At 40.6% G+C, this 25,620-nt stretch carries 25 protein-coding genes and 1 tRNA gene; 21 read left to right on the top strand and 5 right to left on the bottom strand.

Features of this window, described 5'->3' with window-relative positions:
• Window position 1: 1 nt before the first annotated feature.
• The 15 genes from DXK30_RS01875 to DXK30_RS01805 all read left to right on the top strand — a co-directional run bounded on the left by DXK30_RS01875 (window position 2) and on the right by DXK30_RS01805 (window position 14,777).
• Window positions 2-1,072, top strand: coding sequence for a DegT/DnrJ/EryC1/StrS family aminotransferase (locus DXK30_RS01875; RefSeq protein ID WP_114700218.1), 1,071 nt, complete (start codon window positions 2-4; stop codon window positions 1,070-1,072).
• A 1-nt stretch (window position 1,073) separates the two neighbouring features.
• A complete protein-coding gene (locus DXK30_RS01870) occupies window positions 1,074-1,646 on the top strand; it encodes an acyltransferase (RefSeq protein WP_114700217.1) in 573 nt (190 codons plus the stop codon).
• 99 nt (window positions 1,647-1,745) lie between these two features.
• Complete coding sequence (locus tag DXK30_RS01865; RefSeq protein WP_114700216.1) at window positions 1,746-3,275, top strand: oligosaccharide flippase family protein; 1,530 nt, start codon at window positions 1,746-1,748, stop codon at window positions 3,273-3,275.
• 160 nt (window positions 3,276-3,435) lie between these two features.
• On the top strand, window positions 3,436-4,311 hold the full coding sequence (locus DXK30_RS01860; protein ID WP_114700215.1) for a glycosyltransferase: 876 nt from the start codon (window positions 3,436-3,438) through the stop codon (window positions 4,309-4,311).
• 28 nt (window positions 4,312-4,339) lie between these two features.
• A complete protein-coding gene (locus tag DXK30_RS01855) occupies window positions 4,340-5,194 on the top strand; it encodes a polysaccharide pyruvyl transferase family protein (protein ID WP_114700214.1) in 855 nt (284 codons plus the stop codon).
• A 41-nt stretch (window positions 5,195-5,235) separates the two neighbouring features.
• Window positions 5,236-6,072, top strand: a complete 837-nt coding sequence (locus DXK30_RS01850) for a glycosyltransferase family 2 protein (RefSeq protein ID WP_162799505.1) — start codon at window positions 5,236-5,238, stop codon at window positions 6,070-6,072.
• Window positions 6,073-6,122: 50 nt separating this feature from the next.
• Window positions 6,123-7,259, top strand: coding sequence for a hypothetical protein (locus tag DXK30_RS01845; RefSeq protein WP_114700212.1), 1,137 nt, complete (start codon window positions 6,123-6,125; stop codon window positions 7,257-7,259).
• A 32-nt stretch (window positions 7,260-7,291) separates the two neighbouring features.
• Window positions 7,292-8,434 carry a glycosyltransferase family 4 protein gene (locus DXK30_RS01840; RefSeq protein ID WP_201637749.1) on the top strand — a complete coding sequence of 381 codons (1,143 nt, stop codon included), beginning with the start codon at window positions 7,292-7,294 and terminating at the stop codon, window positions 8,432-8,434.
• Entirely contained in the window at window positions 8,431-9,033 is a 603-nt protein-coding gene (locus tag DXK30_RS01835; protein ID WP_114700211.1) for a sugar transferase, read from the top strand. Before DXK30_RS01840 ends, DXK30_RS01835 begins: the two co-directional genes overlap by 4 nt.
• Window positions 9,023-9,559: an acyltransferase gene (locus DXK30_RS01830; RefSeq protein WP_114700210.1), complete on the top strand. Its 537-nt coding sequence runs from the start codon at window positions 9,023-9,025 to the stop codon at window positions 9,557-9,559. Before DXK30_RS01835 ends, DXK30_RS01830 begins: the two co-directional genes overlap by 11 nt.
• 16 nt (window positions 9,560-9,575) lie before the next feature.
• On the top strand, window positions 9,576-9,989 hold the full coding sequence (locus tag DXK30_RS01825) for a MaoC family dehydratase (RefSeq protein ID WP_114700209.1): 414 nt from the start codon (window positions 9,576-9,578) through the stop codon (window positions 9,987-9,989).
• A 105-nt stretch (window positions 9,990-10,094) separates the two neighbouring features.
• Window positions 10,095-11,300 carry a DegT/DnrJ/EryC1/StrS family aminotransferase gene (locus DXK30_RS01820; protein WP_114700208.1) on the top strand — a complete coding sequence of 402 codons (1,206 nt, stop codon included), beginning with the start codon at window positions 10,095-10,097 and terminating at the stop codon, window positions 11,298-11,300.
• Window positions 11,301-11,363: 63 nt separating this feature from the next.
• Complete coding sequence (locus tag DXK30_RS01815; protein ID WP_114700207.1) at window positions 11,364-12,836, top strand: capsule assembly Wzi family protein; 1,473 nt, start codon at window positions 11,364-11,366, stop codon at window positions 12,834-12,836.
• Window positions 12,837-13,247: 411 nt separating this feature from the next.
• Window positions 13,248-14,252, top strand: a complete 1,005-nt coding sequence (gene rluF / locus DXK30_RS01810) for a 23S rRNA pseudouridine(2604) synthase RluF (protein ID WP_114700206.1) — start codon at window positions 13,248-13,250, stop codon at window positions 14,250-14,252.
• An 81-nt stretch (window positions 14,253-14,333) separates the two neighbouring features.
• Window positions 14,334-14,777 carry an SRPBCC family protein gene (locus DXK30_RS01805; RefSeq protein ID WP_114700205.1) on the top strand — a complete coding sequence of 148 codons (444 nt, stop codon included), beginning with the start codon at window positions 14,334-14,336 and terminating at the stop codon, window positions 14,775-14,777.
• Between the two features lie 75 nt (window positions 14,778-14,852).
• Here the strand turns inward: DXK30_RS01805 and DXK30_RS01800 are convergent, their stop codons facing one another.
• From DXK30_RS01800 to pqqA, 3 genes are all read right to left on the bottom strand, one after another.
• Entirely contained in the window at window positions 14,853-15,164 is a 312-nt protein-coding gene (locus DXK30_RS01800) for a DUF1244 domain-containing protein (RefSeq protein ID WP_101205288.1), read from the bottom strand.
• A gap of 452 nt (window positions 15,165-15,616) precedes the next feature.
• A complete protein-coding gene (locus tag DXK30_RS12920; RefSeq protein WP_114700204.1) occupies window positions 15,617-15,853 on the bottom strand; it encodes an MBL fold metallo-hydrolase in 237 nt (78 codons plus the stop codon).
• Window positions 15,854-16,146: 293 nt separating this feature from the next.
• Window positions 16,147-16,221, bottom strand: coding sequence for a pyrroloquinoline quinone precursor peptide PqqA (gene pqqA / locus DXK30_RS01790; RefSeq protein ID WP_082894360.1), 75 nt, complete (start codon window positions 16,219-16,221; stop codon window positions 16,147-16,149).
• Window positions 16,222-16,676: 455 nt separating this feature from the next.
• On the opposite strand from pqqA, the gene DXK30_RS01785 reads away from it, so the two are divergent.
• Window positions 16,677-17,105 (top strand): DUF2231 domain-containing protein, encoded by a 429-nt coding sequence (locus DXK30_RS01785; protein WP_114700203.1) that lies wholly within the window; start codon window positions 16,677-16,679, stop codon window positions 17,103-17,105.
• Window positions 17,102-18,397 carry a PQQ-dependent sugar dehydrogenase gene (locus DXK30_RS01780; RefSeq protein ID WP_114700202.1) on the top strand — a complete coding sequence of 432 codons (1,296 nt, stop codon included), beginning with the start codon at window positions 17,102-17,104 and terminating at the stop codon, window positions 18,395-18,397. Before DXK30_RS01785 ends, DXK30_RS01780 begins: the two co-directional genes overlap by 4 nt.
• A gap of 420 nt (window positions 18,398-18,817) precedes the next feature.
• On the opposite strand, the gene DXK30_RS01775 is transcribed toward DXK30_RS01780, so the two are convergent.
• Window positions 18,818-18,892, bottom strand: a tRNA-Gly gene (locus DXK30_RS01775).
• A gap of 260 nt (window positions 18,893-19,152) precedes the next feature.
• Here DXK30_RS01775 and DXK30_RS01770 point away from each other — a divergent pair.
• The 3 genes from DXK30_RS01770 to DXK30_RS01760 all read left to right on the top strand — a co-directional run bounded on the left by DXK30_RS01770 (window position 19,153) and on the right by DXK30_RS01760 (window position 23,419).
• The gene (locus DXK30_RS01770; protein ID WP_114700201.1) at window positions 19,153-20,823 is read left to right on the top strand and encodes an alpha-keto acid decarboxylase family protein; all 1,671 of its coding nucleotides are present in this window, start codon (window positions 19,153-19,155) and stop codon (window positions 20,821-20,823) included.
• 191 nt (window positions 20,824-21,014) lie between these two features.
• Window positions 21,015-21,350, top strand: coding sequence for a GlpM family protein (locus DXK30_RS01765; RefSeq protein ID WP_227670737.1), 336 nt, complete (start codon window positions 21,015-21,017; stop codon window positions 21,348-21,350).
• Window positions 21,351-21,628: 278 nt separating this feature from the next.
• A complete protein-coding gene (locus tag DXK30_RS01760; protein ID WP_114700199.1) occupies window positions 21,629-23,419 on the top strand; it encodes a potassium/proton antiporter in 1,791 nt (596 codons plus the stop codon).
• 16 nt (window positions 23,420-23,435) lie between these two features.
• On the opposite strand, the gene DXK30_RS01755 is transcribed toward DXK30_RS01760, so the two are convergent.
• The gene (locus DXK30_RS01755; RefSeq protein WP_227670736.1) at window positions 23,436-24,338 is read right to left on the bottom strand and encodes a LysR family transcriptional regulator; all 903 of its coding nucleotides are present in this window, start codon (window positions 24,336-24,338) and stop codon (window positions 23,436-23,438) included.
• 212 nt (window positions 24,339-24,550) lie between these two features.
• On the opposite strand from DXK30_RS01755, the gene speB reads away from it, so the two are divergent.
• The gene (gene speB, locus DXK30_RS01750; protein ID WP_101205270.1) at window positions 24,551-25,519 is read left to right on the top strand and encodes an agmatinase; all 969 of its coding nucleotides are present in this window, start codon (window positions 24,551-24,553) and stop codon (window positions 25,517-25,519) included.
• Window positions 25,520-25,620 lie beyond the last annotated feature (101 nt).

Below are 25,620 nucleotides of genomic sequence, written 5' to 3'. Positions count from 1 at the left end.
TATGATACCTGTTACTAAAGCATATTTACCCAATAAAGAAAAATATCAGTCTTATATTGACCGAATCTTTCAAAGTGGTTGGCTAACTAATAATGGTAGTCTATTGCAAGAGTTAGAAGGTAGGCTGGCAGAATATTTAGGGGTTAAAAATATAATCCTTGTAGCTAATGGTTCGTTTGCTTTGCAGCTTGCTTATAAGGCTTTAGATCTGAAAGGCGAAGTAATTACGACGCCTTTTAGTTTTATTGCAACAACCAGCACGCTAGCCTGGGAAGGTTTGAAGCCTATCTTTGCCGATATCAATCCGCGAACTTTCAATATAGATCCTGGTCAGATAGAAGCACAGATAACCCCTAGTACTAGTGCTATCGTACCGGTACATGTATTCGGTAATCCTTGCAATATCGAAGAAATACAGGCTATTGCTGACAAGCATAATCTTAAGGTTATTTATGATGCTGCTCATGCTTTTGGTTCAGAATATAAAAATCAAAGTGTTCTAAATTTTGGTGATATTAGTACACTTAGCTTTCACTCCACTAAACTCTTTCATACTATTGAAGGTGGTGCAGTTATCACTAGTGATGATGAGCTAGCCAAAAAAATCAGGTTGATGATTAATTTTGGTATTGAAAGTCCCACAACTATTGATTCAGTGGGTACCAATGCCAAAATGAACGAGTTTGAGGCTGCCATGGGTTTATGTGTACTCGATGAAATAGATACGATTAGACAGCGACGTGAAGATATTTGGCAAGATTATACCAATAAGTTATCCAATATAGTCGAAATGCAGCAGTGGAGTGAACATGGTAAAAATAACTGCGCTTATGCACCAATACTCTTTGATAGCGAAGAGCAGTTACTCAAAATTGAAGCCAAGCTTAAAGAAAATGATATATTACCTAGAAGATATTTTTATCCAAGTCTAGATACGTTGCCTTATCTAGATAGTAAACAGATTTGTAATAACTCGAGAAACATAGCTAGTCGAATTTTGTGTTTACCTATATATCCGAATCTAAAACTTGATGATGTTCAAAAAATATTAAACATAATGGAGACTAACTAATATGGCTTTTTTAGGCAAAGAGCAAATAGCATCTATGGGCTTTAGATCTGTCGGCGAAAACACTCTTCTTTCAGATAAAGCTTCTTATTATAACTGTAAAAATATAAGTATTGGAAGCAACACACGTATTGATGACTTCTGTGTTTTATCAGCTGGTGAAGGTGGTATTGAAATAGGTCAACATGTACATATTGCAATTGGAGTCAGTATAATAGGGACTGGAAAAGTAATACTGGAAGATTTTGTGGGACTTTCTTCAAGAGTCTCAGTCTATAGTAGCAATGACGATTATAGTGGCATGTTCATGACAGGTCCTACTATACCTGTTGAATTTACGAATGTAACAAATGGCCCCGTCACGATTGGTAAGCATTCGATAGTAGGTTCAGGAACGGTTATATTACCGAATATTGTTATCAAAGAAGGTGTCGCTATTGGCGCTTTAAGTTTAGTAACCAAAGACTGTGATGAGTTTGGTATCTATATGGGTACACCGGCCAAAAAAATAAAAGAAAGAAAAAGAGATTTACTTGAGTTGGAAAAAAGCTATTACCTTTCTCTTAAAAAAGATTAGTGGATTACGCTAAAAAGACACATTTTATCTTTCTATAACTACTTTATAGTAGTTATAAAAGCATAGTTATTATGTATATTATAGTCATGTTAAGGTTTTATGAAAACACCTAGTCTTAAAATTAATATATTATCTAGCTATATTAGTCAAGTGTATATAATATTTATTAGTATATTCATATTGCCTTTTTATATTAAATATATGGGAGCTGAAGCCTATGGATTAGTAGGGTTCTTTGCCATGCTTCAAGGTGTATTTGCTTTACTGGATTTTGGGTTGAGACCTACTATTAGTAGACAAACTGCGCAGTATAATGGTGGCAGTCTAAGTAAGCTAGACTTTCGCCGTCTATTTCGTGCTTTAAATATAATCTTTATTTTTATTGCTGTACTAGGAGGTTTAATACTTCTTATTTTAAGCAAAAAAATAGTTTCTGATTGGTTGAAGATTGAGAACCTTACGCCAAGTGATGTACTTTTTGCAGTACAAATAATGGCCATCTCCGTGTGTTTACGATGGATGACGGGACTATTCCGTGGAGTAATATCAGGGTTCGAAAAGATAGTGTGGTTAAGTGTTGTAAACAGCTTAATTGCTACGCTTAGATTCCCTTTAGTATTAGTCTATATGTATTATTTCGGTTTTACTGTTAGAAGCTTTTTCGTTTATCAGCTTTTTGTGGCGTTGCTAGAGTTCAGTTTATACAGCCTTAAGAGCTATCGCTTATTGCCTAGACTTAATACTAATGAAAATATTGGCTGGTCACTAAAACCTATTCGACCTATTATAGGGTTTGCTCTCTCTGTTGCTTTTACATCCTCGGTATGGATTATAATAACTCAACTTGATAAGTTTGTTTTATCAGGCATTCTAACTCTTTCTGAATATGGCTATTTTAGTTTAGCAGTTCTAGTATCTGCAGGTGTATTACAAATTAGTGCACCTATTAGTGGTTCAATAATGCCAAGAATGGCAAAATTACAAGCAGAAAAGAAATTTGAGGAAATTAGAAAAATATACTTAAATAGTACTCAGTTTGTATCAGTGGTCGTCGTTACGGCAGGAATAGTTCTTGCTGGAGTAGCAGAGCCCTTTCTATTTGCTTGGACAAATGACATAGACCTTGCTAAAAATGCAGCCCCCATTCTGACACTATACGCTTTAGGAAATGCCTTATTAGCACTATCTGCTTTTCCATATTATCTTCAATATACTAAAGGAAACCTCAAGTATCATTTAATAGGAAATATAATTCTTGTCTTAACTCTTATCCCTATGATTATTTGGGCAGCTATTAATTATGGCGGTGTTGGGGCGGGTTGGGTATGGTTAATAACCCAAGCCATTTATTTAGTATTTTGGGTAAGTTATGTTCATATTAAGATAGAGCCAAGAATAAACATTGAATGGTTTAAGTCCTTCTTACCTAGCTTAATATCAGTTTATATTTTTATTGCATTATTCTCAAGTTGGTTAACCCTTGAGGAGTCAAGACTCATAATAATACTTAAAATATCAATTTTAAGTCTATTAAGCATAGTGATATCCATATTTAGCTCTCGTAATGTCTTTAGAGGTGTGAGAAAAAAATTAATCTATAAAAAAGATCTTCTTAGTAAGTTAAAGTAAAAATGTTTCACGCTTCACATTTTAGATGGGTCAACTGGAAAATCTTCCTTATCTACATCGTTATTCCATAATAACTGTAAAATTGTGAATTACATAAGTGGTTCTAATAGTTATTGAGACCTCTTTTTACAAGTAAATATAAATACAGGAATAAACAAATATGGAATCGCAAACTCTGGTATCTATATGTTGCTTAACATATAATCATGAACTATATATTGAAGAAGCAATAAGCTCTTTCATAAATCAGAAAACCAATTTTAAATTTGAAGTCATTATTTTCGATGACTGTTCCACTGATTCTACAACACAAATTGTCAATAAATTTAAACTACAGTACCCTGATCTTATTAAAGTAATATTGCCACAAGAAAATACTTTCTCTAAAGGAAAGACTGTTTTTTTTGATTTAATACTGGAAGCGAAAGGCAAGTATATAGCTTTCTGCGAAGGTGATGACTATTGGATTTCTGATAAAAAACTACAAGAGCAAGTCGATTATTTAGAAAGAAATAGAAATGTTAATATCTGCTTTCATCCTAGTTATACACTAATTAACAATCAGTTAAAGGATCTACGTTATGGGTTCTACGGTGAAAAATTTGAAACTCTAGATGCAAAAAGTGTTATAAAATCTAGTTCAGGATTTATGCCAATGGCCTCTATTATGGCAAGAAAAGACTGTTTTACAGATTTTTTTACCAGTCATCCCGACTTCTTTTCAGAAAACCTATGGCATTCTACTATCCAGATCCTAGGTTCTTATAAAGGGGGAGCAGGTTACTTGCCTTATTATTACTCAGTATATAGATCAATGCACTCAGGATCATGGTCTGAAGCATATCAAAAATCTACTGACCATAGAGTAAAAAATTTCGAGTCTTTTTTAACGAGAAATAGAGCCCTAAGAAAAATCCTTCCTCCAGACTTAACACTTTACTTTTATTATGCGCTCACGCGAAAAACCCTAAGTTTCATTTTAAAAGAAAAAATAAGTATCCAAGAAAAATATAAATTACTAAAAAATTTTCTTTAAAGTATAAAACATCTATTTAAGGTTTGATATGAGCATCTATAATAATTTTTCTAAAATAAATAATTACATTTCAATAAAGACTAAGTGTTACTCAACGGCGTTTCTTGGTTATTTTCAAAGAGGACCTTTATTGAATTATTGCCTAGAAAAAAATGCAGGAGATTCTTTCAATAGTGATTTCATAGAAGATTTTTTCCATAAGAAAACTAGGCTATATTATGGTGGTAAAAGAAAACATGCTTTGTTTTGTGGAAGTATTCTTGCAAAATCTAATAAGAACAGTGTGATTTTAGGAGCTGGATTTATATCTAAAGAGCAGTCATTAAAAAAAATTGATTATGATAGTGTAATTGGCGTAAGAGGTGACCTAACTGCTCAAAGCTTGCTAGCATATGATACTAGCATTGAGTTTAAGTTCAAAGCTGATCCTGGACTTCTCGTAAAGGAAGTTATAACACCAAGGTCTGATCAATATAGTAATACAGGTTTAATTGGAGTGATTCCACATTTTATAGACTTAAAGGTCGTGAATAAAATTCTCAAAAATAATCCTAATTATTTAATAATCGATATTAAGAAAAATTATAAAGAAGTTTGTAAGCAGATACTGAAATGTGACAAAGTTCTATCTTCTTCCTTACATGGATTAATTTTCTCTGACGCTATGAATGTCCCAAATACTTGGGTAGGTTTCAGTGATAATGTGAAAGGAGGTAGCTTTAAGTTTAATGATTACTATTCTGTTATGACCAACCCACAGTTAAGTGTACATCACTGCAGACAAACCTCTGATTTAGTCGCTGCTGAGAGTATATCAAAAGTATCTACAAGCCTAGAATATAGCAGGTTGTATGAAGCTATTAATTATTATTTTAGTATGTGAAAGATTTTTTCTAGGGTTTTAATTAAATTAGGGAGAAGAGTTTGTTCTTTTCTATAGTCGTGCCTTTATATAATAAATCATACTCAATATGCCGTTGTATTGATTCAATTTTATCTCAAGACTTTACAAATTATGAGGTGATTGTAGTAAATGATGGTTCTATAGATGAATCAGTAAACATTATTGAAAATTCTTATCAAAGTGAAATCGATTCTGGCATTATTAAATTGATCAACCAATCTAATCAAGGTGTATCGGTTGCTAGAAATAAAGGTGTTGAAATATCAATATCGGATTATGTTTGTTTTTTAGATGCTGATGATGAATGGAAGCCTGGTTTTTTGAATAAAATGGTGGCACTGATAGAAGATTATCCTAATGCAAATTTATATTCTTTAGCGCATATGACACAAAAAGAAGGTTCGAAATTAATAAAACCTAAACACGGGTTGCCTGATTCTCATCGAGGATATGTTGAAGACTTCTTTGAAGGATCATCTAAAGGTAGTATAGCTAATAGTTCGAAAGTATGTGTGAAAAAACAGTCTTTAATCAGTTTTGATGGATTTCCAGAAGGTGTTGTTGCAGGTGAAGATATTTACGTTTGGATTAGGTTGGCACTAAAAGGTGAGGTTGCTTGCGATATGAGTTATTTGTCGATTGTACATCAAGAAGCAGACCACTCTAGGAATTCGAGGAAAAACAGCGTACCTTTCCCTCTAGTTTATTTTTCAAAAAATAACGAGGTTGTGAGATCTAAATCTCTGAATAAATATTTATTCTCAATTTTTTACAAACATTTTCTTTATTCGCTTGTTTCTTTAAAACCTAGAGAGGCTATGCTTCGTATGAAGGTATACATGAGAATATATCTATAAAGGTATTCCTCGGTTAGCCTTATTAATATGTAATTATAAAGTGAATATTTATGTTCGAAAGCTCATGGTCAATAATTAGTGCCTTTATAGTTTTCTTATTAGGTTATATACTCATAGCTAGAATTAGTAGTTACCTAGGATTAAAAAATAAGCGCGCCCTGTTAATATATATATGGCATACAGTATTCTGCTTCGTTTATTTTTTTTATGCTCAAGCAAATGGTGCAGATTCACTAATGTATTACAATGTCGCTACTACAGGGCGTTTTGACTTTAGTTTTGGCACTTCTTTTGTAATTTCTATTACTAGTTTACTGGTACAAGGGTTAGGATTTGGGATAGTAAGTTGCTTCTTATTCTTTAATATCTTAGGTTCGATAGGGCTACTCGCTTTTGATGGCTCTTTGAAACAGGCAACTAAGTACAAAAGTAAATTTTTGAAGAAATTGGCAACCTTAATTATATTCTTGCCTTCAGTTAGCTTTTGGTCGTCGGCTATTGGTAAAGACGCCATTTCATTTTTGGCAATGGGTTTAGCATTATGGGCAGCTCTGCAGCTTAATAAACGTGTATGGCTTATGGTGTTAGCTGTATTTTTAATGCTTATTGTTCGTCCACATATGGCAGGTATGATGATAATAGCATTGGCTATGTCAGTGATGTTTGATACAAAAAGCAGTCCTCTTAAACGCTTTTCTTTAGGAGCAGTGGCTATTGCTGGTGCAGCTGTAATGGTACCTTTTGCCTTGGAGTATGCTGGAGTATCAGACTTAAGTAGCTCTGAGTCTCTGATAACTTATGTTGAGAATCGTCAATCGTATAACATGGATGGTGGTGGTGGTGTAGATATTGCCAATATGAGTTTACCTATGCAGTTATTTACCTATATGTTTCGCCCAATCATTTTTGAAGCTCGTTCTGTAACTGCTTTAGCAGCAGCAGTAGACAATCTGATTTTGCTCTATTTATTTGTCATAGGTTCATATGCATTAATTAAGAAAAAACGGAAAAGCTTCACTGAAAATCGTAAGTTTATGTGGGTATACGTGATAATAGCATGGATAGTTTTAGCTATGACTACTGCTAATCTAGGTATAGCAATACGTCAAAAATGGATGTTCGCCCCAATACTTATATTCTTATTAATTTCTCTAGTAGGTAAAAATAGAAATTATTCGGAATATTAAATCGATTTTAGATGTTAAGGTTACAATAACTAATGAAATTCTTAATCATAGCCAGCTATCCAGCCTCTATTCTAAAATTCCGTGGTGATCTTATAGCTGCTATTCAACAAGCTGATTTCGAGATCCATATCGCAGCCCCTGACTTTGACGACTATCCAGAGGAGCGTGATAGTTTAACAAGTTTGGGCTATGTTGTGCATGACATACCCATGCAGCGTACAGGTACCAATCCGGCTGCAGACGCCAAGACTTTATTAGCTTTGTATAGCTTAATGAGAGAGATCAAGCCTGACTATATGCTGGCTTACACTATTAAACCAGTGATATATGGGTCAATAGCGGCTAAACTGGCTGGTGTTCCACATCGTTTTGCGCTGATTACAGGTTTGGGTTATGCCTTTCAAGGAGCGGATGGAGCAGATTATAAAAAATCTAATCTGCAAAAACTAATGCATAAGCTTTATTCAGTAGCGCTAGCCTCGACTCATAAAGTATTTTTTCAAAACCCTGATGACGAAGCATTATTTAAATCTATGGGTATCTTAAAGTCTACTGCAGCGACCAAGGTTGTGAATGGGTCAGGGGTGGATGTATCAGAATATAGCTTACAACCCTTTCCTATTGCTGATGACAAGCCATTGTTTAAATTTCTACTAATAGCGCGTCTACTGGGGGATAAAGGGGTAAGAGAGTATGCTAATGCAGCTCGGCTGATCAAGACCAAATACCCACAAGCCCAGTTTGATTTGGTTGGATGGATAGATGACAACCCTGATGCTATTGAGCAGCAAGAGTTAGACAGCTGGGTTAATGAGCGATTATTTACCTTTTGGGGTAAGCTGAGCGACGTAAAGCCTGCTATTGCAGCCAGCTCAGTTTATGTATTGCCTTCTTATCGTGAAGGCACTCCGCGAACTGTGCTAGAAGCCATGGCAATGGGGCGACCCATTATTACCACTGATGCGCCAGGCTGCCGTGAGACCGTGATTAATAGCTATAACGGCTATTTAGTGCCTGTTAAAGAGGTTGACGAGTTAGCTGCTGCTATGGAACGGTTTATTGTGAGTCCAGAGCTTATTTCACAAATGGGCAAGGCTTCGCGCCAATTAGTAGAAAAGAAGTTCGATGTGCATGCCGTCAACCGAACAATGCTTAATGAGATGGATATTTTATGATAAAACGCCTTTTTGACATCACTGCCGCGAGTGCCGCCTTGGTCGTACTCTCTCCGGTATATGCGATAACTGCTTATAAGGTCAAACAAAATCTAGGCTTACCAGTGCTATTTCGTCAGACACGCCCCGGACTACATGGCAAGCCTTTTGAGATGATTAAGTTTCGTACCATGAAAGATGCGACAGATAGTGATGGCCATCTACTACCAGACAGTGAGCGTTTAACCCCTTTTGGTCAGACTTTACGCAATACTAGCCTCGATGAATTGCCCGAGCTATGGAATGTGCTCAAAGGTGATATGAGCTTGGTCGGACCCCGACCGCTGTTGATGGAGTATCTGCCCCTATATAGTGAGGAGCAGTCGCGTCGTCATCAGCTACGTCCTGGTATTACTGGCTATGCGCAAGTCAATGGTCGTAATGCCATTGACTGGGACAAAAAGTTTGCATTTGATACTTGGTATGTAGACAACCAATCATTGTGGTTAGATATCAAGATATTACTCAAAACTGTTGGTAAAGTAGTGGCTCGTCATGACATTAATGAGGCTGGTCAAGCAACTGCAACTGCCTTTAGAGGAAACAATCATGAATTATAAGATATATGATGGTGCTAAGATAATTAATAAAGATAATTTAACAATAGGTTTTAATTCGCAAATTGATGATTTTGTGTTTTTTAATTGTGGTGAAGAAAGTATTTTAGGCAGTTTCGTTCATATTGCTGCATTTTGCAGTATTATTGGTGGGGGTAAGCTGTATATGGGTGATTTTTCTGGCTTAAGTGCTGGTTGTAGAATTATTACAGGAAGCGATGATTTTCTAGGTGGTGGTCTTACTAATCCAACGGTTCCAAAAAAATACACTAATGTAAAAACATCTACAGTAAGAATTGGTAAGCATGTCATTTTAGGTACAAATGTAACGGTTTTACCGGGTGTAACAATTGGAGAGGGAGCAGCAGTTGGTGCAGGTGCTTTAGTACGTAAGGATTTAGAACCTTGGACAGTCTACGTAGGCATAGATTGTAAGCCAATAAAAGCTCGACCTTCTACCAAAATTTTAGCCTTAGAAAAGCGGTTATTAAAAGATTTGGGACTTGATCTAGAGTCTGCTCAGAAATAATAAAGGTTAAATTACTATGTCACAATATAAAAGTATAAGTGATATTTCTGTTGGAATGAAGGCTAGCGCTTTTCATCTGATTACAGATGAAAAAATTAGAGCGTTTGCTACAATATCAGAAGATTGGAACCCAATCCATTTAGATGAAAAGTATGCAAAAAATAGTAAATTTGGCAGACGTATAGCTCATGGCGCTATGGTTGCAAGCTTTTTCTCTGCGTTATTCGCGATGGAGCTACCTGGAGCAGGATCTATTTATGTGTCTCAAAATACTCAATTTAAAAAGCCAGTTTTTTTAGATGATACAGTCCTTGTTGAAATTGAAGTTATGGACATAGATATAGAAAGAAAAAGAGTTTACTTTAATACGACTTGTTTTGTAAAAGGTGCTGTGGTGTTAAGCGGTAAGGCTGAGATTTATATACCCTAAGATCTTACAGGTTTTCACCATTATTGTAACTCAACTCTATCTTTCAAATTAATTAAAAATTATTCAAAAGATAATCAATTTTAAATAAGCACCATTGAGATCCCTATGCTAAACACTCCATTTTCACCGTGGCCCAGCTTTACCCAAGCCGAAGCTGATGCCGTCAGCCAAGTCTTGTTATCTAACAAAGTCAATTATTGGACTGGACAAGAAGGTCGTCAGTTTGAGCGCGAATTTGCCGAGTGGGCAGATAGTAACTATGCGATTGCCATGGGTAACGGCACGCTAGCCTTAGATGTCGCCTTACAAGCGTTAGAGATTGGTACAGGTGATGAAGTAATCGTTACCCCGCGTACCTTTATCGCTAGTATCTCCTCTGTCGTCAATGCTGGGGCGACTCCTATTTTCGCTGACGTTGATGCTGCTAGCGGTAATATTACCCCTGAGACTATCTCGGCGGTAGTGTCTGAGCGAACCAAAGCTATCGTTTGCGTGCATCTCGCTGGTTGGCCTTGCGACATGGACGGCATTATGGCTTTAGCTGCTAAGCATGACTTATACGTGATAGAGGACTGCGCTCAGGCGCATGGTACTCAGTATAAAGGTCGTAGCGTCGGTAGCATCGGTCATGTTGGCGCTTGGAGCTTTTGTCAGGACAAGATCATGACCACTGGTGGTGAGGGCGGTATGGTCACGACCAATGACGAGCAGCTGTGGCGTAAAATGTGGGCGTATAAAGATCATGGCAAAAGCTATGCTGCTGTCTATGAGACAGAGCACCCACCCGGCTATCGCTGGTTACACGAGAGCTTTGGTACAAATTGGCGAATGACCGAGATGCAAGCGGTGATTGGGCGTATGCAGCTACAGCGTATGGACGATTGGACCACTAAGCGTAAGGCTAATGCTCACGCTATCCTTGATACCTGTGATAATTGGGTTCAAAAGGGCTATCTCTCTGTGCCTAGATTAGAAGACACGCCTGAATTTGCTGACTGTACTCACGGGTATTATAAGCTCTATGTCTATGTGCAGCCAGATAACTTACCTGAAGGGTGGTCGCGCGATCGCCTTATCGCTGAGATTAGTGCATTGAATGTACCGTGTTTTTCAGGTTCTGCTTCTGAGGTTTATTTAGAAAAAGCCTTTGATAATACTGGATTGCGTCCAAAGTCACCGTTACCAACAGCCAAGCAATTGGGGGAGACTAGTCTGATGTTCTTGGTTCATCCTACTTTGACTGCTGCTGAGATTGAGCAGACCATTCAGGCAATTGACGCTGTATTTACTCAAATGGCTGATGTTAATTGAGCTTAATTAGCTTATATTATATATACGCCTACTTACCATACTTCGAGATAAAAGCAGACCCTTATGAATAAAAAGTTAGCCACCACCCTGAGCGCCAGTATCGTATCTATAGCTTCGATGCTAGCCACGACTGCATCGGCGCAGAATCTCTACATGAATGACTTACGCCTGAAGGCTGATATTGATTGGTTAAATACCCAAGGTGTCACTCAGATCAGTACCAGCACTTGGCCACTAAGCGCCAATGAGATTGAGCGAGGATTACAAGATGCTCAACTGACTAATACTGTACAGCAGCAAGTCGTGCAGTCGATACAGACGCGGCTTAGTCAAGACCGCGACTCTTTGGTCAAAGCTACTGGCGAGATCACGCTACAGACTGATCGTCAATCCTTACCGCAGACCTTTGGTGATGATCAGCTGGCAGGGCAGCAAGTTAGTGGCTCGGTCGGGTTGAGCGAAGCCAATTGGGAGTTTAATCTACAAGCTACCCTAAAGAATGATGAGTTGATCGATGATGACTCAGATGTCAGCTTTGAGGGCTCTTATATTGCCGGTATGGCAGCCAATCAATGGCTGATCGCTGGTAAGGTTCCGGCGTGGTGGGGTCCGGGTTATGATGGGAGCTTGATACGCGGTGATGCCAGTATTCCAGTTACAGGCTTTACGATGCAGCGTGATACGCAAACCGCACCAGATTACAAATACTTAAACTGGGTTGGTCCTTGGCAGTATCAGCTATTTGCGGGACAGTTGGATGACTATGAAGCTATTCCAGATACCAAGCTATTTGGTGCGCGTCTAACAGCCAATCCATTGCCTTGGTTAGAGGTCGGCGCATCACGTACTTTTATGTGGGGCGGAGAAGGTCGTCCAGAGAGTATCAGCTCATTTGGTGATGCTATTTTGGGAACGAAGGATAATGGCGGCAACGATGAGGGCGACCCAGCCAATCAATTAGGCGGCTTTGACGCCAAGGTTCAGCTTGCCTCATTGATTAATGTTCCAGCGAGCGTATACGGTCAGTATGTTGGCGAAGATGAAGCAGGAGGTTTACCAGCCAAAAATATGTATTTGGCTGGGATAGATTATGCTTCTAGTTTACAAGGCAAGCCTTATCAGCTCTATGCCGAATATACCGATACGCGCACTAGTGGTGAAGTGAGGGGTGTCTCCTATGATCATAGTACTTATACCGATGGCTACTATCAGCAAGGCTACCCATTAGGGTATTCGCTTGGCGGTGATGCTGAGAGTGTCGCTGTTGGCGGTCGGTTATGGTTAGATGGTCGAAACTTTATCCATGCTAAATTGCAACATGCTCAAGTCAATCAGTCAGGAGAGTTAGACCGTCGTACGGGAGAGGCGGACAATCAAGCATTCCCGATTGCAGATAAGCTTACTGCTATTGATGTCTCTTGGGAACACCAACTACAGCCTTTGACAAAATTGACGACTAGACTATGGGCGGTCGATGCAGATAATCGCTCTAGTGATATCGGGGCTGGTATTGGACTTGAACTGGCGACTTATTAATGTTGTATAGTATTTTTCATGGATAGTTAGTGTATGCATGAAAGCTATATCTAGTATCTAGTGAGCACATACAAGCCGTCTAGCAGTGTTAGACGGCTTTGTTTATGTTAGCTTTATAAATGTCTCTTTTTCTTGGTCTTTACATAAAAGAAAATAACACGCCTGTTACTCACTCTAGAAACTAAACCCTTAATTTTCATTGCCGCTTTTTAAAGCTTTAACCTCATAAATAAGTACTTTCGACATCATCCAAAATTACATGACGCTATACATTTCTAGGTTTTTACCCATCTCCCCTCAAAGGATCAGTCGGTTTCCTATATAATGTGAGCTATTTCGTTATTGTTGATTCATTCAATTTAGGCTTTTTTCTTAGTAAAAAACGCTTCTTATCAGGTAAAACGGTGCTTTATGTTCAACGCTTCCTCGACTCGTTTAAATAAATACATCAGCGAAAGTGGTATTTGCTCCAGGCGCGATGCTGACCGCTTTATTGAACAAGGTAATGTCTACATCAATGGCAAGCGTGCTTCGGTCGGTGATCAAGTGGTTGCTGGAGATGCAGTAAAAGTCAACGGTCAGCTTATTGAGCCGCGAGAGCCTGATGATTTTATTTTTATTGCATTGAATAAGCCAGTGGGCATTGTGAGCACCACGGAAAGCTCCGAGAAGAATAATATTGTCGATTTTGTGCGACATAGTTTGCGTATTTTCCCGATTGGCCGTTTGGACAAAGATTCCCAAGGTTTGATTTTTTTGACTAATAATGGTGATTTGGTCAATAAGGTACTACGTGCTGGCAATAATCATGAGAAAGAGTATTTGGTGACAGTGAATAAGCCGTTAACTGATAGTGTTATCGAAGGTTTAGCGGGCGGTGTGCCTATGCTTGGCAAGATGACCAAAAAATGCCCAGTGACTAAAGTAGCTCCTAATGTCTTTAATATCACGCTCGTACAAGGCCTGAATCGTCAAATTCGCCGTATGTGTGAGCACTTTGGCTATGAAGTCGTCAAGCTTGAACGCACGCGAATTATGAATGTAAGTCTCAAGGGTCTTCCCATTGGTGACTGGCGAGACTTAACCCCAAAAGAGCTGTCTGTGTTGCTTAAATCTGTAGAAGACTCTTCTTCGCAAGACACTCATTCGGGCAAGAAATCTCGGAATGCGCCACGAAAAAAACCACGTACGGATGCTTCGTCAAAGTCAAAACCATCTACAAAATCGGCAGGTGCAGCAAAGGGGCGTAACAAATACGCCAAAGACGATGCTAAAAAGCCAGCGGGTTCTAAAGGTAGAAATGGACGTCCTACTGGTCGTGGTAAGCCGTCAGGCAGTAATGGTAAGTCCGGAGGCAGTGGCAAACCTGCTACCAATGGCAGGCGTCCTTCAAAGGGACGCGGCTCTTCACGGTAATAATTTTTCACAATGTGACGGCTATATTTATTTCTAAAATAGCAGTAAGCTAAATAAATTTAGTCTTAATGAGATAATATTATGTTTAAAATAAAAGTAGAGCGCATTGTCAAAAAACCGATTGATGAGGTATTTGAGGCACTGAGTGACCACGCCAGTTATGGCTCATTTAAAGCGGTGGGGGTTGCTAAGTTGGTGAATGAAGGTGACGAGGAGCGTAATGGCGTTGGGGCTTTACGTAGTATTCAAACGGGACCCGTTAAGTTCTGGGAGCGGATTACGGCGTTTGAGCGCCCTACTCATATGCAATACCAAATCGAGAAATCTAAACCTATAAAGATGCGACATGATAAAGGAGTCATTGATTTAAAAGACTTGGGCGATGGCACCACACACGTGACTTGGGTATCTGAGGGTCGATTGACGGTACCATTGCCATTAGTCGGTCGCCTGTTTGACCGTCAAATGCAGAAACAAGGAACTATAGGTTTTAGTAGCATACTCAAATCTATAGAAAGTCGCTAATCTAGCGGCAATGTTGGATTTTTTGATATTACTCTCTAGTGGTGGCTTATTTTATTTGAGCTATAGCTATCAGTTTTAATCCGTTTTATTCTTAGCAGCTTCAATCTCGTTAAAACGCGCTAACTGCTCTGGCGTTGCTTTTTGTTGATACTTCTCTTTCCATTCAGCATAAGGCATACCATAAACAAGCTCGCGCGCATCCTCGTATTCGATTTCAATACCACGTTCTTCACCAGCCGCTTTGTACCATTTAGATAAGCAGTTACGACAAAAGTCGGCAAGGTTCATCAGCTCGATGTTTTGTACATCTTTACGCTCGTCTAAATGAGCCAATAAGCGACGAAATGCCGCGGCTTCTAATTCGATGTTTGATTCTAATTTTGCCATAAGGTTTTTCCTAATTGTAATTGAGTCATTTCAAAACTGAAATGATACTAACGATATAAATATTGCGCAACCTATGTCATTAATTAGAATGACCTGTGGTGATAGTCAACTTTAATAGTACTCTGTACTCTTCTAATATCAATTACGACTTGTCATCAATTAAATCAAAAAATACCAGAAGCCAAATGGATAGAATCCACAAAACAAAGGACTGATTTATCATATCAAGTACAAAGCGCGTGATATAGCTTCATCTTCGTAAAGAAATTCTAAGTGAATTAGCGTGCTTTATAAAGCTATCTATTGAATCTTTGGCTGAGGTAATTGACATACTTGGCTAATAGGCTTTGCAATGTATTGTGCTCTTTAGCGATATAAACATCCATTATATGGATCATTATGGTGAGCAGAGTAGGGTGATGCATAGTCTCTAATCACCAGAGGCATCAATTTTAAATTGTTAAACTCTTCAATCTTAAAAGCTTTTTTTGGACCAATTCGACGGCATTGCAAATCGTCGTGCTAGTGTTTAAACATGTTAATAAAAGGAGTCTTGTCGTTAGATCTTGATAGACCATGTTAGTGTGCCAAACAAGAATTGGACAACCTTCACGCAGGGTTAATAGCCCTGTTGCATGGTCAAGCTGACTGTCTATCACGACCACATTGGTGATGCCGGTATTTCTCAATCGATGCGCTGGCTACAAAGACTTAAATCCGAATAATTACTGACTAATGTCAACTAATGTATTGAATGAAATCCAATCTATGGTATTTTCTGATATGGATAATGAAGATTAAATGCAGGCCTTTTATTGTATGGCTCCTAGCCGAACACCATAATAGTTATGGCAATTGCAACTCTGGGTCGGAAAAGAATATCAGCAGCAGAATCTAAAGCATAAGTAAAAATAAATCAGTATTTCCAAAAAAAAGCCCTAGTGATCTAGGGTTTTTTTAATGGATGTAAGTTTAGTAAATTTTAACGGGCTTCGAAATACATAGTAACTTCGAAACCAATACGGATATCTTGAAAAGCTGGTTTGGTCCACTGCATGAGATTGCTCCTGAATGATGTTACTGGTTGATAGGCAAGATGAACAAAGGGAATGCCTCATGCTATTACAATCTGCCCTCCGCTGTCAATTTGTTAGATGTTAACTTGGTAAATTTTAATTACGCCACCTGGCGATAATAATAAAACATACTTATGTTGATTTATGTAATCACTTATTGTGAAGTGAGTATTTGAAGATTATTGATGGAGCATGCTAATTGTTGGACTTCAGGTTTTGTGAGTTAGGAAAGACTATGGCTAGTACTTATTAAAGAAATAAAAGCCAGCTTATGTTCATTAAATAACTAAAAAAGGATTGAACAATTCTTTTGGCTTTGGTATGTTTCAAGCCATGTTTTCATTTCGTAGAAATTGAATTCCATCATGCGTAGTTCGGGCCGGTACAATCAGTACGGTCAATCGAATCCTCGTTTACCATTAATAAGGAAACCGCTATGACTAGTGATGTTGCCCGACACTCCGGCACCCCGCTACACCCGCTGCATGCGTTTTTTTTGGCCGGGATAGTGCCTCTGTTTATCGGAGTTTTACTTAACGATTATGCCTATTGGTCTAGCTACGAGCTGCAATGGAAGAACTTCGCTTCCTGGATGCTTATAGGTGCTCTGATATTTAATGGTTTGGCCTTGCTAGGCTCCGTTTTATCTCTAGTCCGAGCCGATAAGCGCATGGGCACACCAGTAGCCTATTTTCTGTTGCTGCTGGCCACCTTTGTACTGGGTTTAATCAATTCGTTCATTCATGCAAAAGACGTTTGGGCCAGTATGCCGACCGGGCTTATTCTATCTGTTATCACTGTCATTCTGGCCTGCATTGCAACCTGGATTGGCCTCACAAGCTGGCGCATTGGAGGTGCAAGATGAAATCACTCAATATCTTATCGATATCTTTTTTAGTCGCTGCTCTCTTAAGCGCATGTGGCGAAAATAATGTAAACGATGCAGAACAGTTAGGTGCTAATCCAACCTTGCCTGAAGCTCAACGCGGCTTATTACCTACTTTAAAAATAGCTGAGCCAGCAGGTTGGGGTGATAACCGACCTATAGTGCCGTCAGGTTATAAAATCACAGCCATTGCCACTGACCTTCAGATTCCACGGCAGACGCTAGTTTTGCCCAATGGTGACATACTGATTGCTGAGGGCAAGGGTGGTGGTGCACCCAAGCTACGTCCTAAGGACATTATTGCTACTTATTTCAAGGCTAAAGGTACTACATCCGTTAAAGGAGGCAACCGTCTGACTCTTCTGCGCGACAGTAATGACGACGGCACTTACGAGACACGTACTGTATTCGCCGAGAATCTGAATGCGCCTTATGGTCTTGCACTAATCGAAGACCAACTGTACGTTGCCAATCAAGATGCGGTAGTGCAATTCGATTATCAGCCCGGACAGACCACCGCTAGTGGACCGCCACGCAAACTCACCGACCTGCCTAGCATGGTCAATCATCACTGGACCAAGGCGATGACGGCCAGTCCGGATGGGCAATTCCTGTACGTGGGCATTGGTTCCAACAGCAATATTACTGAAAACGGACTGGATGTAGAGGCGGATCGTGCCATGGTCTGGGAAATCGATGCCAAAAGCGGTGCTCACCGACCTTATGCAACCGGTCTGCGTAATCCAACGGCGTTAGCTATCCTGCCTGGTACTAACCAGTTATGGGCCGTGATCAACGAACGTGATGAGCTCGGTCCACGATTGGTACCTGATTACTTGACCTCAGTTCAAGAGGGTAAGTTTTATGGTTGGCCTTACAGCTACTGGGGACAAAATGTTGATCCGCGGGTCAAGCCAGAGCAACCTGATATGGTAGCCGCCGCGATTGCTCCAGACTACAGCCTTGGGTCGCACAAAGCTCCTTTAGGTATAGCGTTCTCAACGACAACCATGGGCAGCAAGTTCAGCGAAGGCGCATTCATCGGTGAGCATGGCAGCTGGAACCGCTCAGACCCAGCGGGCTACGACGTAGTGTTTGTCCCTTTCAGCAACGGCAAGCCAGCCGGAGACCCAATTAACTTTGTCACTGGATTCCAGGGCGAAAATGGTAAGACCTTTGGTCGACCAGTAGGCGTGACAGTGGATCCAAAAGGGGCACTCATCGTTGCCGATGATCTGTCTAATACCATTTGGCGGGTGACCCCAAATTGATAAGCAGCATGTAGCAAACCCCCTATGTGGGTTGCTTTTACCCATGTAGAGTTATCAAATAATAGCTCTCCTATCATTAGCAGAGCGAAATAGACTATAACCATGCCGGAGGTGTTTTCAGAAAATCGATACCTCCATTGCTTTTTGCTTGTATGAAGGTAGGAATGCCTTGATCTGTGTACCTTGTATCCTTCGATTGCAGGTTCTCAGGCATGTAGCCAATCTTAGAAGTTAGGGCTTGAATGGCTGACTATATGAAGGGGTAGTCGTCTTCTACCTCTACAAACAACAGGTGCTTTTTAATTATAGTTTGATTGGTCAATGAGATGTAAAAACGCTGTAGCCCCTGAAAATTAGACAAAAAAAAGCCTCACTACCTATTTAAGGAGTGAGGCTTTTAGTGCTTTTTCAAGCCATATTTGGAGCGGGAAAAGAGATTCGAACTCTCGACCCCAACCTTGGCAAGGTTATGCTCTACCACTGAGCTATTCCCGCTAATTATCAATTAACTATCGTCAGTTGATGAAGGCGTATTATACGCAGTTTTTTTTAGGTGTCAACACCTATGACGAAAAAAATTAAAGTTATTAAAATAGGCGTGTCTTCTGGCCATAGATATATGTTATAACGGTTTATTATAATATGTATTCCAAAAGCTTTGTAGTACATAAATAAGCTGGGACGCACTTTATAATTTAATCGTAATCACATTCACAATTATCAATACTTACAAAGATAAGTCATAAGGATAAAAAATGAGTCAACAATATACCATCGCTGATTATTTGTTTGATCGTGTCGCAGAAGCGGGTGCATCTGAGATATTTGGCGTACCTGGTGATTTCAATTTAACTTTTTTGGATAACGTTCTCGCCTCTGACAAGCTACGCTGGGTAGGTAATACCAATGAGCTAAATGCTGGCTATGCTGCCGATGGCTATGCACGCGAGCGTGGGTTTGCCGCTATGGTGACGACCTTTGGTGTAGGCGAGCTGTCAGCGATTAACGCAACTGCAGGTTCTTTTGCTGAGTACGCACCTGTATTGCATATCGTAGGTGCACCAAGCACGGCTCTACAAGATTCAAAGCGCCGTATTCATCATTCGCTTGGCGATGGCGTATTCAATCATTTTATTAAGATGGTCGAGCCAGTGACGGTGGCCCGTGCGCAGCTTACTCCTGAAAATGCTGCCTCAGAAATTGATAGAGTAATTCGCTTGATTCTCAAAAAGCATCGCCCAGGTTACTTACTATTATCACCAGACGTTGCGCGCCAGCCTATCTATCCACCAACGACCAAGCTGATCGATAGTCAAGAAGACATTACTAGCCAAGCGGCATTATCAGATTTCAAGCAAGCACTAACAGAGTTTTTGCCAAATAAGACCACGACCCTAATGGCGGATTTGATGGTGCATCGCTTAGGATTGCAGTCACAGCTCAAAGCACTGATCGCTGATACCGATATTCCTTATACCACGCTATCTTGGGGCAAGACGCTACTTGATGAAAATAGTGATCGTTGGGCAGGTACTTATGCGGGTGTTGCTTCGCGTCCAATTGTGAAAGATGCGGTAGAAAACTGCGAATGCCTCATCAAAGTAGGGGTGCAATACACTGATACCACTACCGCAGGGTTTAGCCAAGATATTAATGAAGATGTGGTCGTAGACTTGCATTATGAGCGTGCTTCTATCAGTGGTAAAAACTTTGCACCGATTGCGCTAAAAGATGCGCTGCAAGCCCTACATGAAGTGATGACCTCTGGCATTAACATCGTACCAAAACCTTTCTGTGAAGAAGTTAAGCCGCACGAACAAAAAGGTAAAGACAGTGAGGCTATCCGCCAAGATGACTTATGGCATATTATCGCTGAACGTTTAGATCACAATAACTTGGTGTTTTCTGAACAAGGGACGGCCTATTTTGGTATCAGTGATGTGCGTCTGCCAGAAGGGGTGACGTCATATGGGCAGCCGATGTGGGGGTCAATTGGCTACACGTTACCTGCCAGCTTGGGCGCCGCAATCGCATCGCCAGATAAGCGCAGCGTGTTATTAATTGGTGACGGTTCAGCATTGCTAACGATCCAAGAGCTAGCGGTCATGATTCAAGAACGCATCAATCCTGTGATCGTCTTAATCAACAATGATGGCTATACGGTAGAGCGCGCGATTCATGGTGAAAACCAATACTATAATGATATTCCTAAATGCGATTGGCAAATCATGCCGCGAGCGTTTGGCGCGACAGAAGCGAATAGCCTATTACTCAAAGCAGAGTCAGCAGGCGAGCTAAAATCTGCTCTCGACAAAGCTGCTGCGACTACCGATAAGCTTGTGATGATCGAGGTAATTGCAGACAAGCATGATATTCCGCCATTGCTAGCAGATATCAGCGCCGCACTGAAACCAAAAAAGGATTAAGTCATTCGCAGAAGCTCGCTCAATAGAAGTAGAAAACCCCATTTAGCAAAATAGCTAGATGGGGTTTTTTGCATTTTTTTACCATACGGATTAATTAATCAGCGATTGCTCTTATGTCAGTTTGCAGACTTTAGTATCATGGCGGATTGGGCTACGTTCAGCCTTTATAGTAAACAGGAGATGGACCCGTCGTGATTTGGTTAAAAATGCTTATCGGCGCATTGATGGTACTGGCGATTCAAATGTTCGCCCAAACCCGATTTTTCTATTTGGCCGCACTTGCGCCACTATTCCCCACTTTTACGTTAATCAGTCACTTTATCGTTGGTACTGAGCGCAGTCCCGCTGATTTAAAGGTCGCGTTGATATTCAGTATGCTTGGCGTCATACCGCATTTGATTTATACCTTTGTGGTGTTTTTTAGCATCAGTTATATGAGCTTATACAAAGCACTAATGCTAGGTGTGATCGCTTGGACGGTTGCGGCTGCGATCCTGGTACTGACATGGCAATACATTCAAGGTTAAGTAATATTAAGACGTAAACTCTTTTAGCACAGCAATGGTATTTTGTGGGCTTCACTTTAATATTTGAGCGTTTTCTTTTGAAGTATTTTTGTTGAATTAGTATTGGCTGCTAGTTCTGATGGTGATGCTAATATCATCATAAATAATTGTCATTCATATTTTGAATAACGGCCGCTTATGATAGGCTCACTGGTGTAATATCTACTAACAGCAAGATAACGAAAACCCCATCGCAATCAATTACTATTCTTAATAATAAAAAATAGGGCTCAAAAAAAATGGATACCTTAAATATCCTGTATCTCGTAGGCGCATTATTAATTTTCGCCAGTATCATGGCGAGTACATTATCAGCGCGCTTAGGCGTACCATTGTTGTTGCTGTTTTTGATAGTGGGTATGTTGGCAGGCGAGCAGGGTATCTTGGGTATTGAGTTCTCTCAATATGCGCTAGCCAATTTCGTTGGGCAGGCAGCCTTAGCCTGTATCTTGCTAGATGGTGGTTTACGTACGTCCTTTAAATCGTTTCGAGTGGGCCTAAAACCTGCGATTACGCTGGCTACATGGGGCGTGTTAGTCACGGTCATGGTGCTAGGGGTATTTGTCACTTGGCTGCTCGATGTCGATTGGCGATTTGGTTTGCTGATGGCTGCGATTGTCGGCTCTACCGATGCCGCTGCCGTATTTTCTCTATTACGTAATGGCGGTGTCAAGCTTAACGACCGTGTACAAGCCACGCTTGAACTTGAGTCTGGTGCCAACGATCCTTTGGCTATTTTATTAGTCACTGGTTTGATTGCCCTAAATGTTGATCCTGCTGGTCAGACAGTGTTTGGATTTCTAGTTTTATTACTACAGCAACTGAGCTTTGGGCTAGGAATGGGCTTATTGTTCGGTTATTTTCTATCCCGATTATTGCCCAAGGTACATTTAGCAGAAGGCATGTACGCCATTTTAATCCTCTCTGCTGGTTTGGCCGTGTTCGCTGCGACCAATCTCATTGGCGGCAGTGGTTTTTTGGCGGTATACCTCACTGGTGTGCTAATCGGTAACCACAAGGTACGTTCAACAGAGCATGTTATGCGAGTGATGGACAGCTTTGCTTGGCTATCTCAGGCAGTGCTGTTTGTGGTATTAGGACTGCTGGTCACTCCATCAAACGTCCTCAATGTCTGGCATTATTCGGTTGCGATCGCGCTCTTTATGATCTTTGTCGCGCGTCCTATTGCCGTCTATACCAGCGTAAAACCATTCAAATTCAAAGACAGAGAGATTGGGTTTATCTCTTGGGTTGGTTTGCGCGGTGCAGTGCCTATTACCTTGGCAATTTTACCCGTCATGGCTGGTATAGATAACGCTTTTATGCTGTTTGATATTGCCTTTGGTGTCGTGGTTCTGTCGTTGATTTTGCAAGGCACAACCATCCCTACGATGGCCAATCTATTTAAGGTACGTATTCCAACCAATAAAGACCCGAAAGAAGAGCATGAGGTTTGGGTGTCGGATAAGGCCAGTATCACGCTATATGAGTTTGAGGCAAAATCAGGCGCATTTGCCATTGGGCGTCATCCTATGGGTATATCCAAAGGCATCAACCCAGATGAAATCAGTGTCTTTGCGCTAGTCCGTAATCAGCAAACCGTAGTAGTCGATGAGCATACAAAGCTAAAATTCGGCGATAGTGTCTGGTATGCGATGAGAGGTAATCACGCTAGCAAAATCGCTAAGATTTTTAACGACACGACATTAGATCGCAAAGCTATCGATGATTTCTATGGCGATTGGTTGCTATCACCGAGTGTTAAGCTTGGAGACTTGCCGTTTTTTACAGGAATTATGGCGTCTGAGACATTGGTAAAAACACTCAAAACGTCCGATGAAGACAGCGTAAAAAATATGTGGGAGCAGACGGTGGCTGAGTACGTGAAATCACATTTAGGTACAGCGCCAGTGTCAGGCGATACCGTTGTAATAAGTGATGAATGGTCGTTGGTCATTAAGGAAGTCGATGACAAAGGGAAGCTAAGAACTATCGGTCTAAAGTACCAACAACCGTCTGTAGTAGTGTAATAAATCTAGTGGTATCCTATAGCAAGTTCATCATCTTATTCAAAAAGTCAGCCGCTTGTTTAGGCTGATTTTCCCGATATGCCCAATGGTGCTCGACATCATAGCTTGCTTCATCAGGCAGTAGTATTTTCATCAGTCCCATACCTTCATAACGCTTCGCTAAATCACGCGGCAAGTAGCCAACATGGTGGCCTGCAAGGATAAGCTGTGCCGTCGCTTCCATATGATAAGTAGTGGCACTTAACGTTTTGGGGCGAATATGATTGATATGATGCTCGACCACATAGCCCCTTTTTATCCACGGATAGTTCTGTTCTAGGTCTTCAAAAGTTAATCCTTCCGAGTTATAAAACAGCCCATGCTCGCGTCCACAGCAGACCACTTGTTTTTCAACAAATGCTGGCTTAAAAGTCAGTAAAGGTGGAAAGCTGCCAAAATAACCCACACCAATGTCACTCTCATTACTTAAGAGCTTTTCTAACATGCTCTCAGGGCTTTGTACGTCGATAGAGAAGTGTATTAGCGGGTTATTGCGGTAGCTGTTAGCGAGACGCTGTCTAAGCGCGTCATAAAAAAACTTGGGCATCTGATCAATCAAGCAAAGCCTAATGTGCCCGCCGTGGACTGAGTCTAGTTGTCTAATATAATGCAGCTGATGTTGAAAGCTGGCGACCGATTCGGTAAAGCCCAAACAAGCCTCGTAAACAGCAGCACCATCTTCTGTCAGTTTAAATCCTGCTCGACCACGGTGACATAGTGTCATCCCTAAGCGGTCTTCTAAGTGGGTTAAATGCCCACTAATGACAGAGGTTGTGACATTTAAACGCGACTGGGCAGCAGTTACGCCTTGACACTCTACAATAGCCATAAAGCTGCGTAGCGTTTTGATGTCTATTTTTATCAATTCATCCAATATCAAAAGTGGCTCCTTATTTACTCAATCAACATTATCTCTTTTTCAATCGACATTGCGTTTCCTAAACTTCTGATAATAACTTATAAGCGCATTTTACTACGAAAAAATAGAAGTTTACTTCTAAATTTTACCATGGTTCCTTCTCTTATATTTATGTATTGTCAATGACATGTAGCAAATTGTGTACTTAAACCAAATAAGCAAGGAAGTAACCTATGACATTTAATCAACCATTAAGCGGCAACGACATGCCAAGATTTGGTGGCTTCGCTTCTATGATGCGCTTGCCGACTCAAGCTGATGCTGAAGGGTTAGATGTGGCATTTGTTGGTGTCCCTTTAGATATCGGTGCATCCAACCGTAGCGGGGCTAGATTGGGTCCTAGACAGATTCGTGATGAGTCAAGAATGATTCGTCCTTACAATGTGGCCACTCGTGCTGCGCCTTTTGAATCATTACAAGTCGCTGATATCGGTGATGTGCCTATCAACACATTCAACCTGCTAAAAAGCGTTGATATCATCGAAAAATTCTATACCGATAAAATCGTCAAACACGGCGCGATTCCTCTAACACTAGGCGGCGATCATACTATCGCATTGCCTATCCTGCGCGCACTTGCCAAAAAACATGGCCCTGTCGGTATGGTACATATCGATGCTCATGCTGATATCAATGATGATATGTTTGGCGAAAAAATCGCTCATGGCACACCTTTCCGCCGCGCTGTCGAAGAAAACCTCATCGATGGTAATCGTGTGGTACAGATTGGTCTACGTGGTACAGGCTATAGCGCAGAAGAGTTTGACTGGTCAACCCAGCAAGGATTCCGCGTGGTACCTGCTGAGGAGTGCTGGTACAAGTCGCTAACACCGCTTATGGCTGAAGTACGCGAAAAGCTAGGTGATGGTCCTGTCTATTTGAGCTTCGATATCGATGGTATTGATCCTGCCTTTGCCCCAGGTACGGGTACTGCTGAAATCGGTGGCCTGACCTCTACTCAAGGTATCGAAATCATTCGTGGTATGCGCGGTCTGGACGTGGTAGGTGGGGACTTAGTTGAAGTATCACCACCGTATGATCCATTTGGTAACACCTCGGTATTGGCGGCGAACTTATTGTTTGAGATGCTATGTATTTTACCAGGTGTGCGCTATGACGATAAGGTCAAAGCGGTTTACTAATCGCAGCCAATTATTGGCTAGAGTTGGCGCATAGAACAGTTATTCCAATGCGGTACATCAGGGGATAGCAGCCTGATGAAGATAGTGACCAGTGTATTGAG

The organism is Psychrobacter proteolyticus (assembly GCF_003350005.1).
GTDB lineage: Bacteria > Pseudomonadota > Gammaproteobacteria > Pseudomonadales > Moraxellaceae > Psychrobacter > Psychrobacter proteolyticus.
The sequence above is the reverse complement of the archived record's forward strand: the minus strand, read 5'-3'. Positions and strand labels throughout refer to the sequence as shown.

Excerpts from the sequence above, each read along its gene's own strand:
- DXK30_RS01855 (WP_114700214.1), top strand. The coding sequence starts at position 4,340 with ATGAGCATCTATAATAATTTTTCTAAAATAAATAATTACATTTCAATA.
- DXK30_RS01785 (WP_114700203.1), top strand. The coding sequence starts at position 16,677 with ATGACTAGTGATGTTGCCCGACACTCCGGCACCCCGCTACACCCGCTG.
- DXK30_RS01800 (WP_101205288.1), bottom strand. The coding sequence starts at position 15,164 with ATGGCAAAATTAGAATCAAACATCGAATTAGAAGCCGCGGCATTTCGT.
- DXK30_RS01820 (WP_114700208.1), top strand. The coding sequence starts at position 10,095 with ATGCTAAACACTCCATTTTCACCGTGGCCCAGCTTTACCCAAGCCGAA.
- DXK30_RS01770 (WP_114700201.1), top strand. The coding sequence starts at position 19,153 with ATGAGTCAACAATATACCATCGCTGATTATTTGTTTGATCGTGTCGCA.
- DXK30_RS01845 (WP_114700212.1), top strand. The coding sequence starts at position 6,123 with ATGTTCGAAAGCTCATGGTCAATAATTAGTGCCTTTATAGTTTTCTTA.
- DXK30_RS01840 (WP_201637749.1), top strand. The coding sequence starts at position 7,292 with ATGAAATTCTTAATCATAGCCAGCTATCCAGCCTCTATTCTAAAATTC.
- DXK30_RS01760 (WP_114700199.1), top strand. The coding sequence starts at position 21,629 with ATGGATACCTTAAATATCCTGTATCTCGTAGGCGCATTATTAATTTTC.
- DXK30_RS01875 (WP_114700218.1), top strand. The coding sequence starts at position 2 with ATGATACCTGTTACTAAAGCATATTTACCCAATAAAGAAAAATATCAG.
- DXK30_RS01830 (WP_114700210.1), top strand. The coding sequence starts at position 9,023 with ATGAATTATAAGATATATGATGGTGCTAAGATAATTAATAAAGATAAT.
- DXK30_RS01780 (WP_114700202.1), top strand. The coding sequence starts at position 17,102 with ATGAAATCACTCAATATCTTATCGATATCTTTTTTAGTCGCTGCTCTC.
- DXK30_RS01815 (WP_114700207.1), top strand. The coding sequence starts at position 11,364 with ATGAATAAAAAGTTAGCCACCACCCTGAGCGCCAGTATCGTATCTATA.
- rluF (WP_114700206.1), top strand. The coding sequence starts at position 13,248 with ATGTTCAACGCTTCCTCGACTCGTTTAAATAAATACATCAGCGAAAGT.
- speB (WP_101205270.1), top strand. The coding sequence starts at position 24,551 with ATGACATTTAATCAACCATTAAGCGGCAACGACATGCCAAGATTTGGT.
- DXK30_RS01865 (WP_114700216.1), top strand. The coding sequence starts at position 1,746 with ATGAAAACACCTAGTCTTAAAATTAATATATTATCTAGCTATATTAGT.
- DXK30_RS01805 (WP_114700205.1), top strand. The coding sequence starts at position 14,334 with ATGTTTAAAATAAAAGTAGAGCGCATTGTCAAAAAACCGATTGATGAG.
- DXK30_RS01835 (WP_114700211.1), top strand. The coding sequence starts at position 8,431 with ATGATAAAACGCCTTTTTGACATCACTGCCGCGAGTGCCGCCTTGGTC.
- DXK30_RS01870 (WP_114700217.1), top strand. The coding sequence starts at position 1,074 with ATGGCTTTTTTAGGCAAAGAGCAAATAGCATCTATGGGCTTTAGATCT.
- DXK30_RS01860 (WP_114700215.1), top strand. The coding sequence starts at position 3,436 with ATGGAATCGCAAACTCTGGTATCTATATGTTGCTTAACATATAATCAT.
- DXK30_RS01825 (WP_114700209.1), top strand. The coding sequence starts at position 9,576 with ATGTCACAATATAAAAGTATAAGTGATATTTCTGTTGGAATGAAGGCT.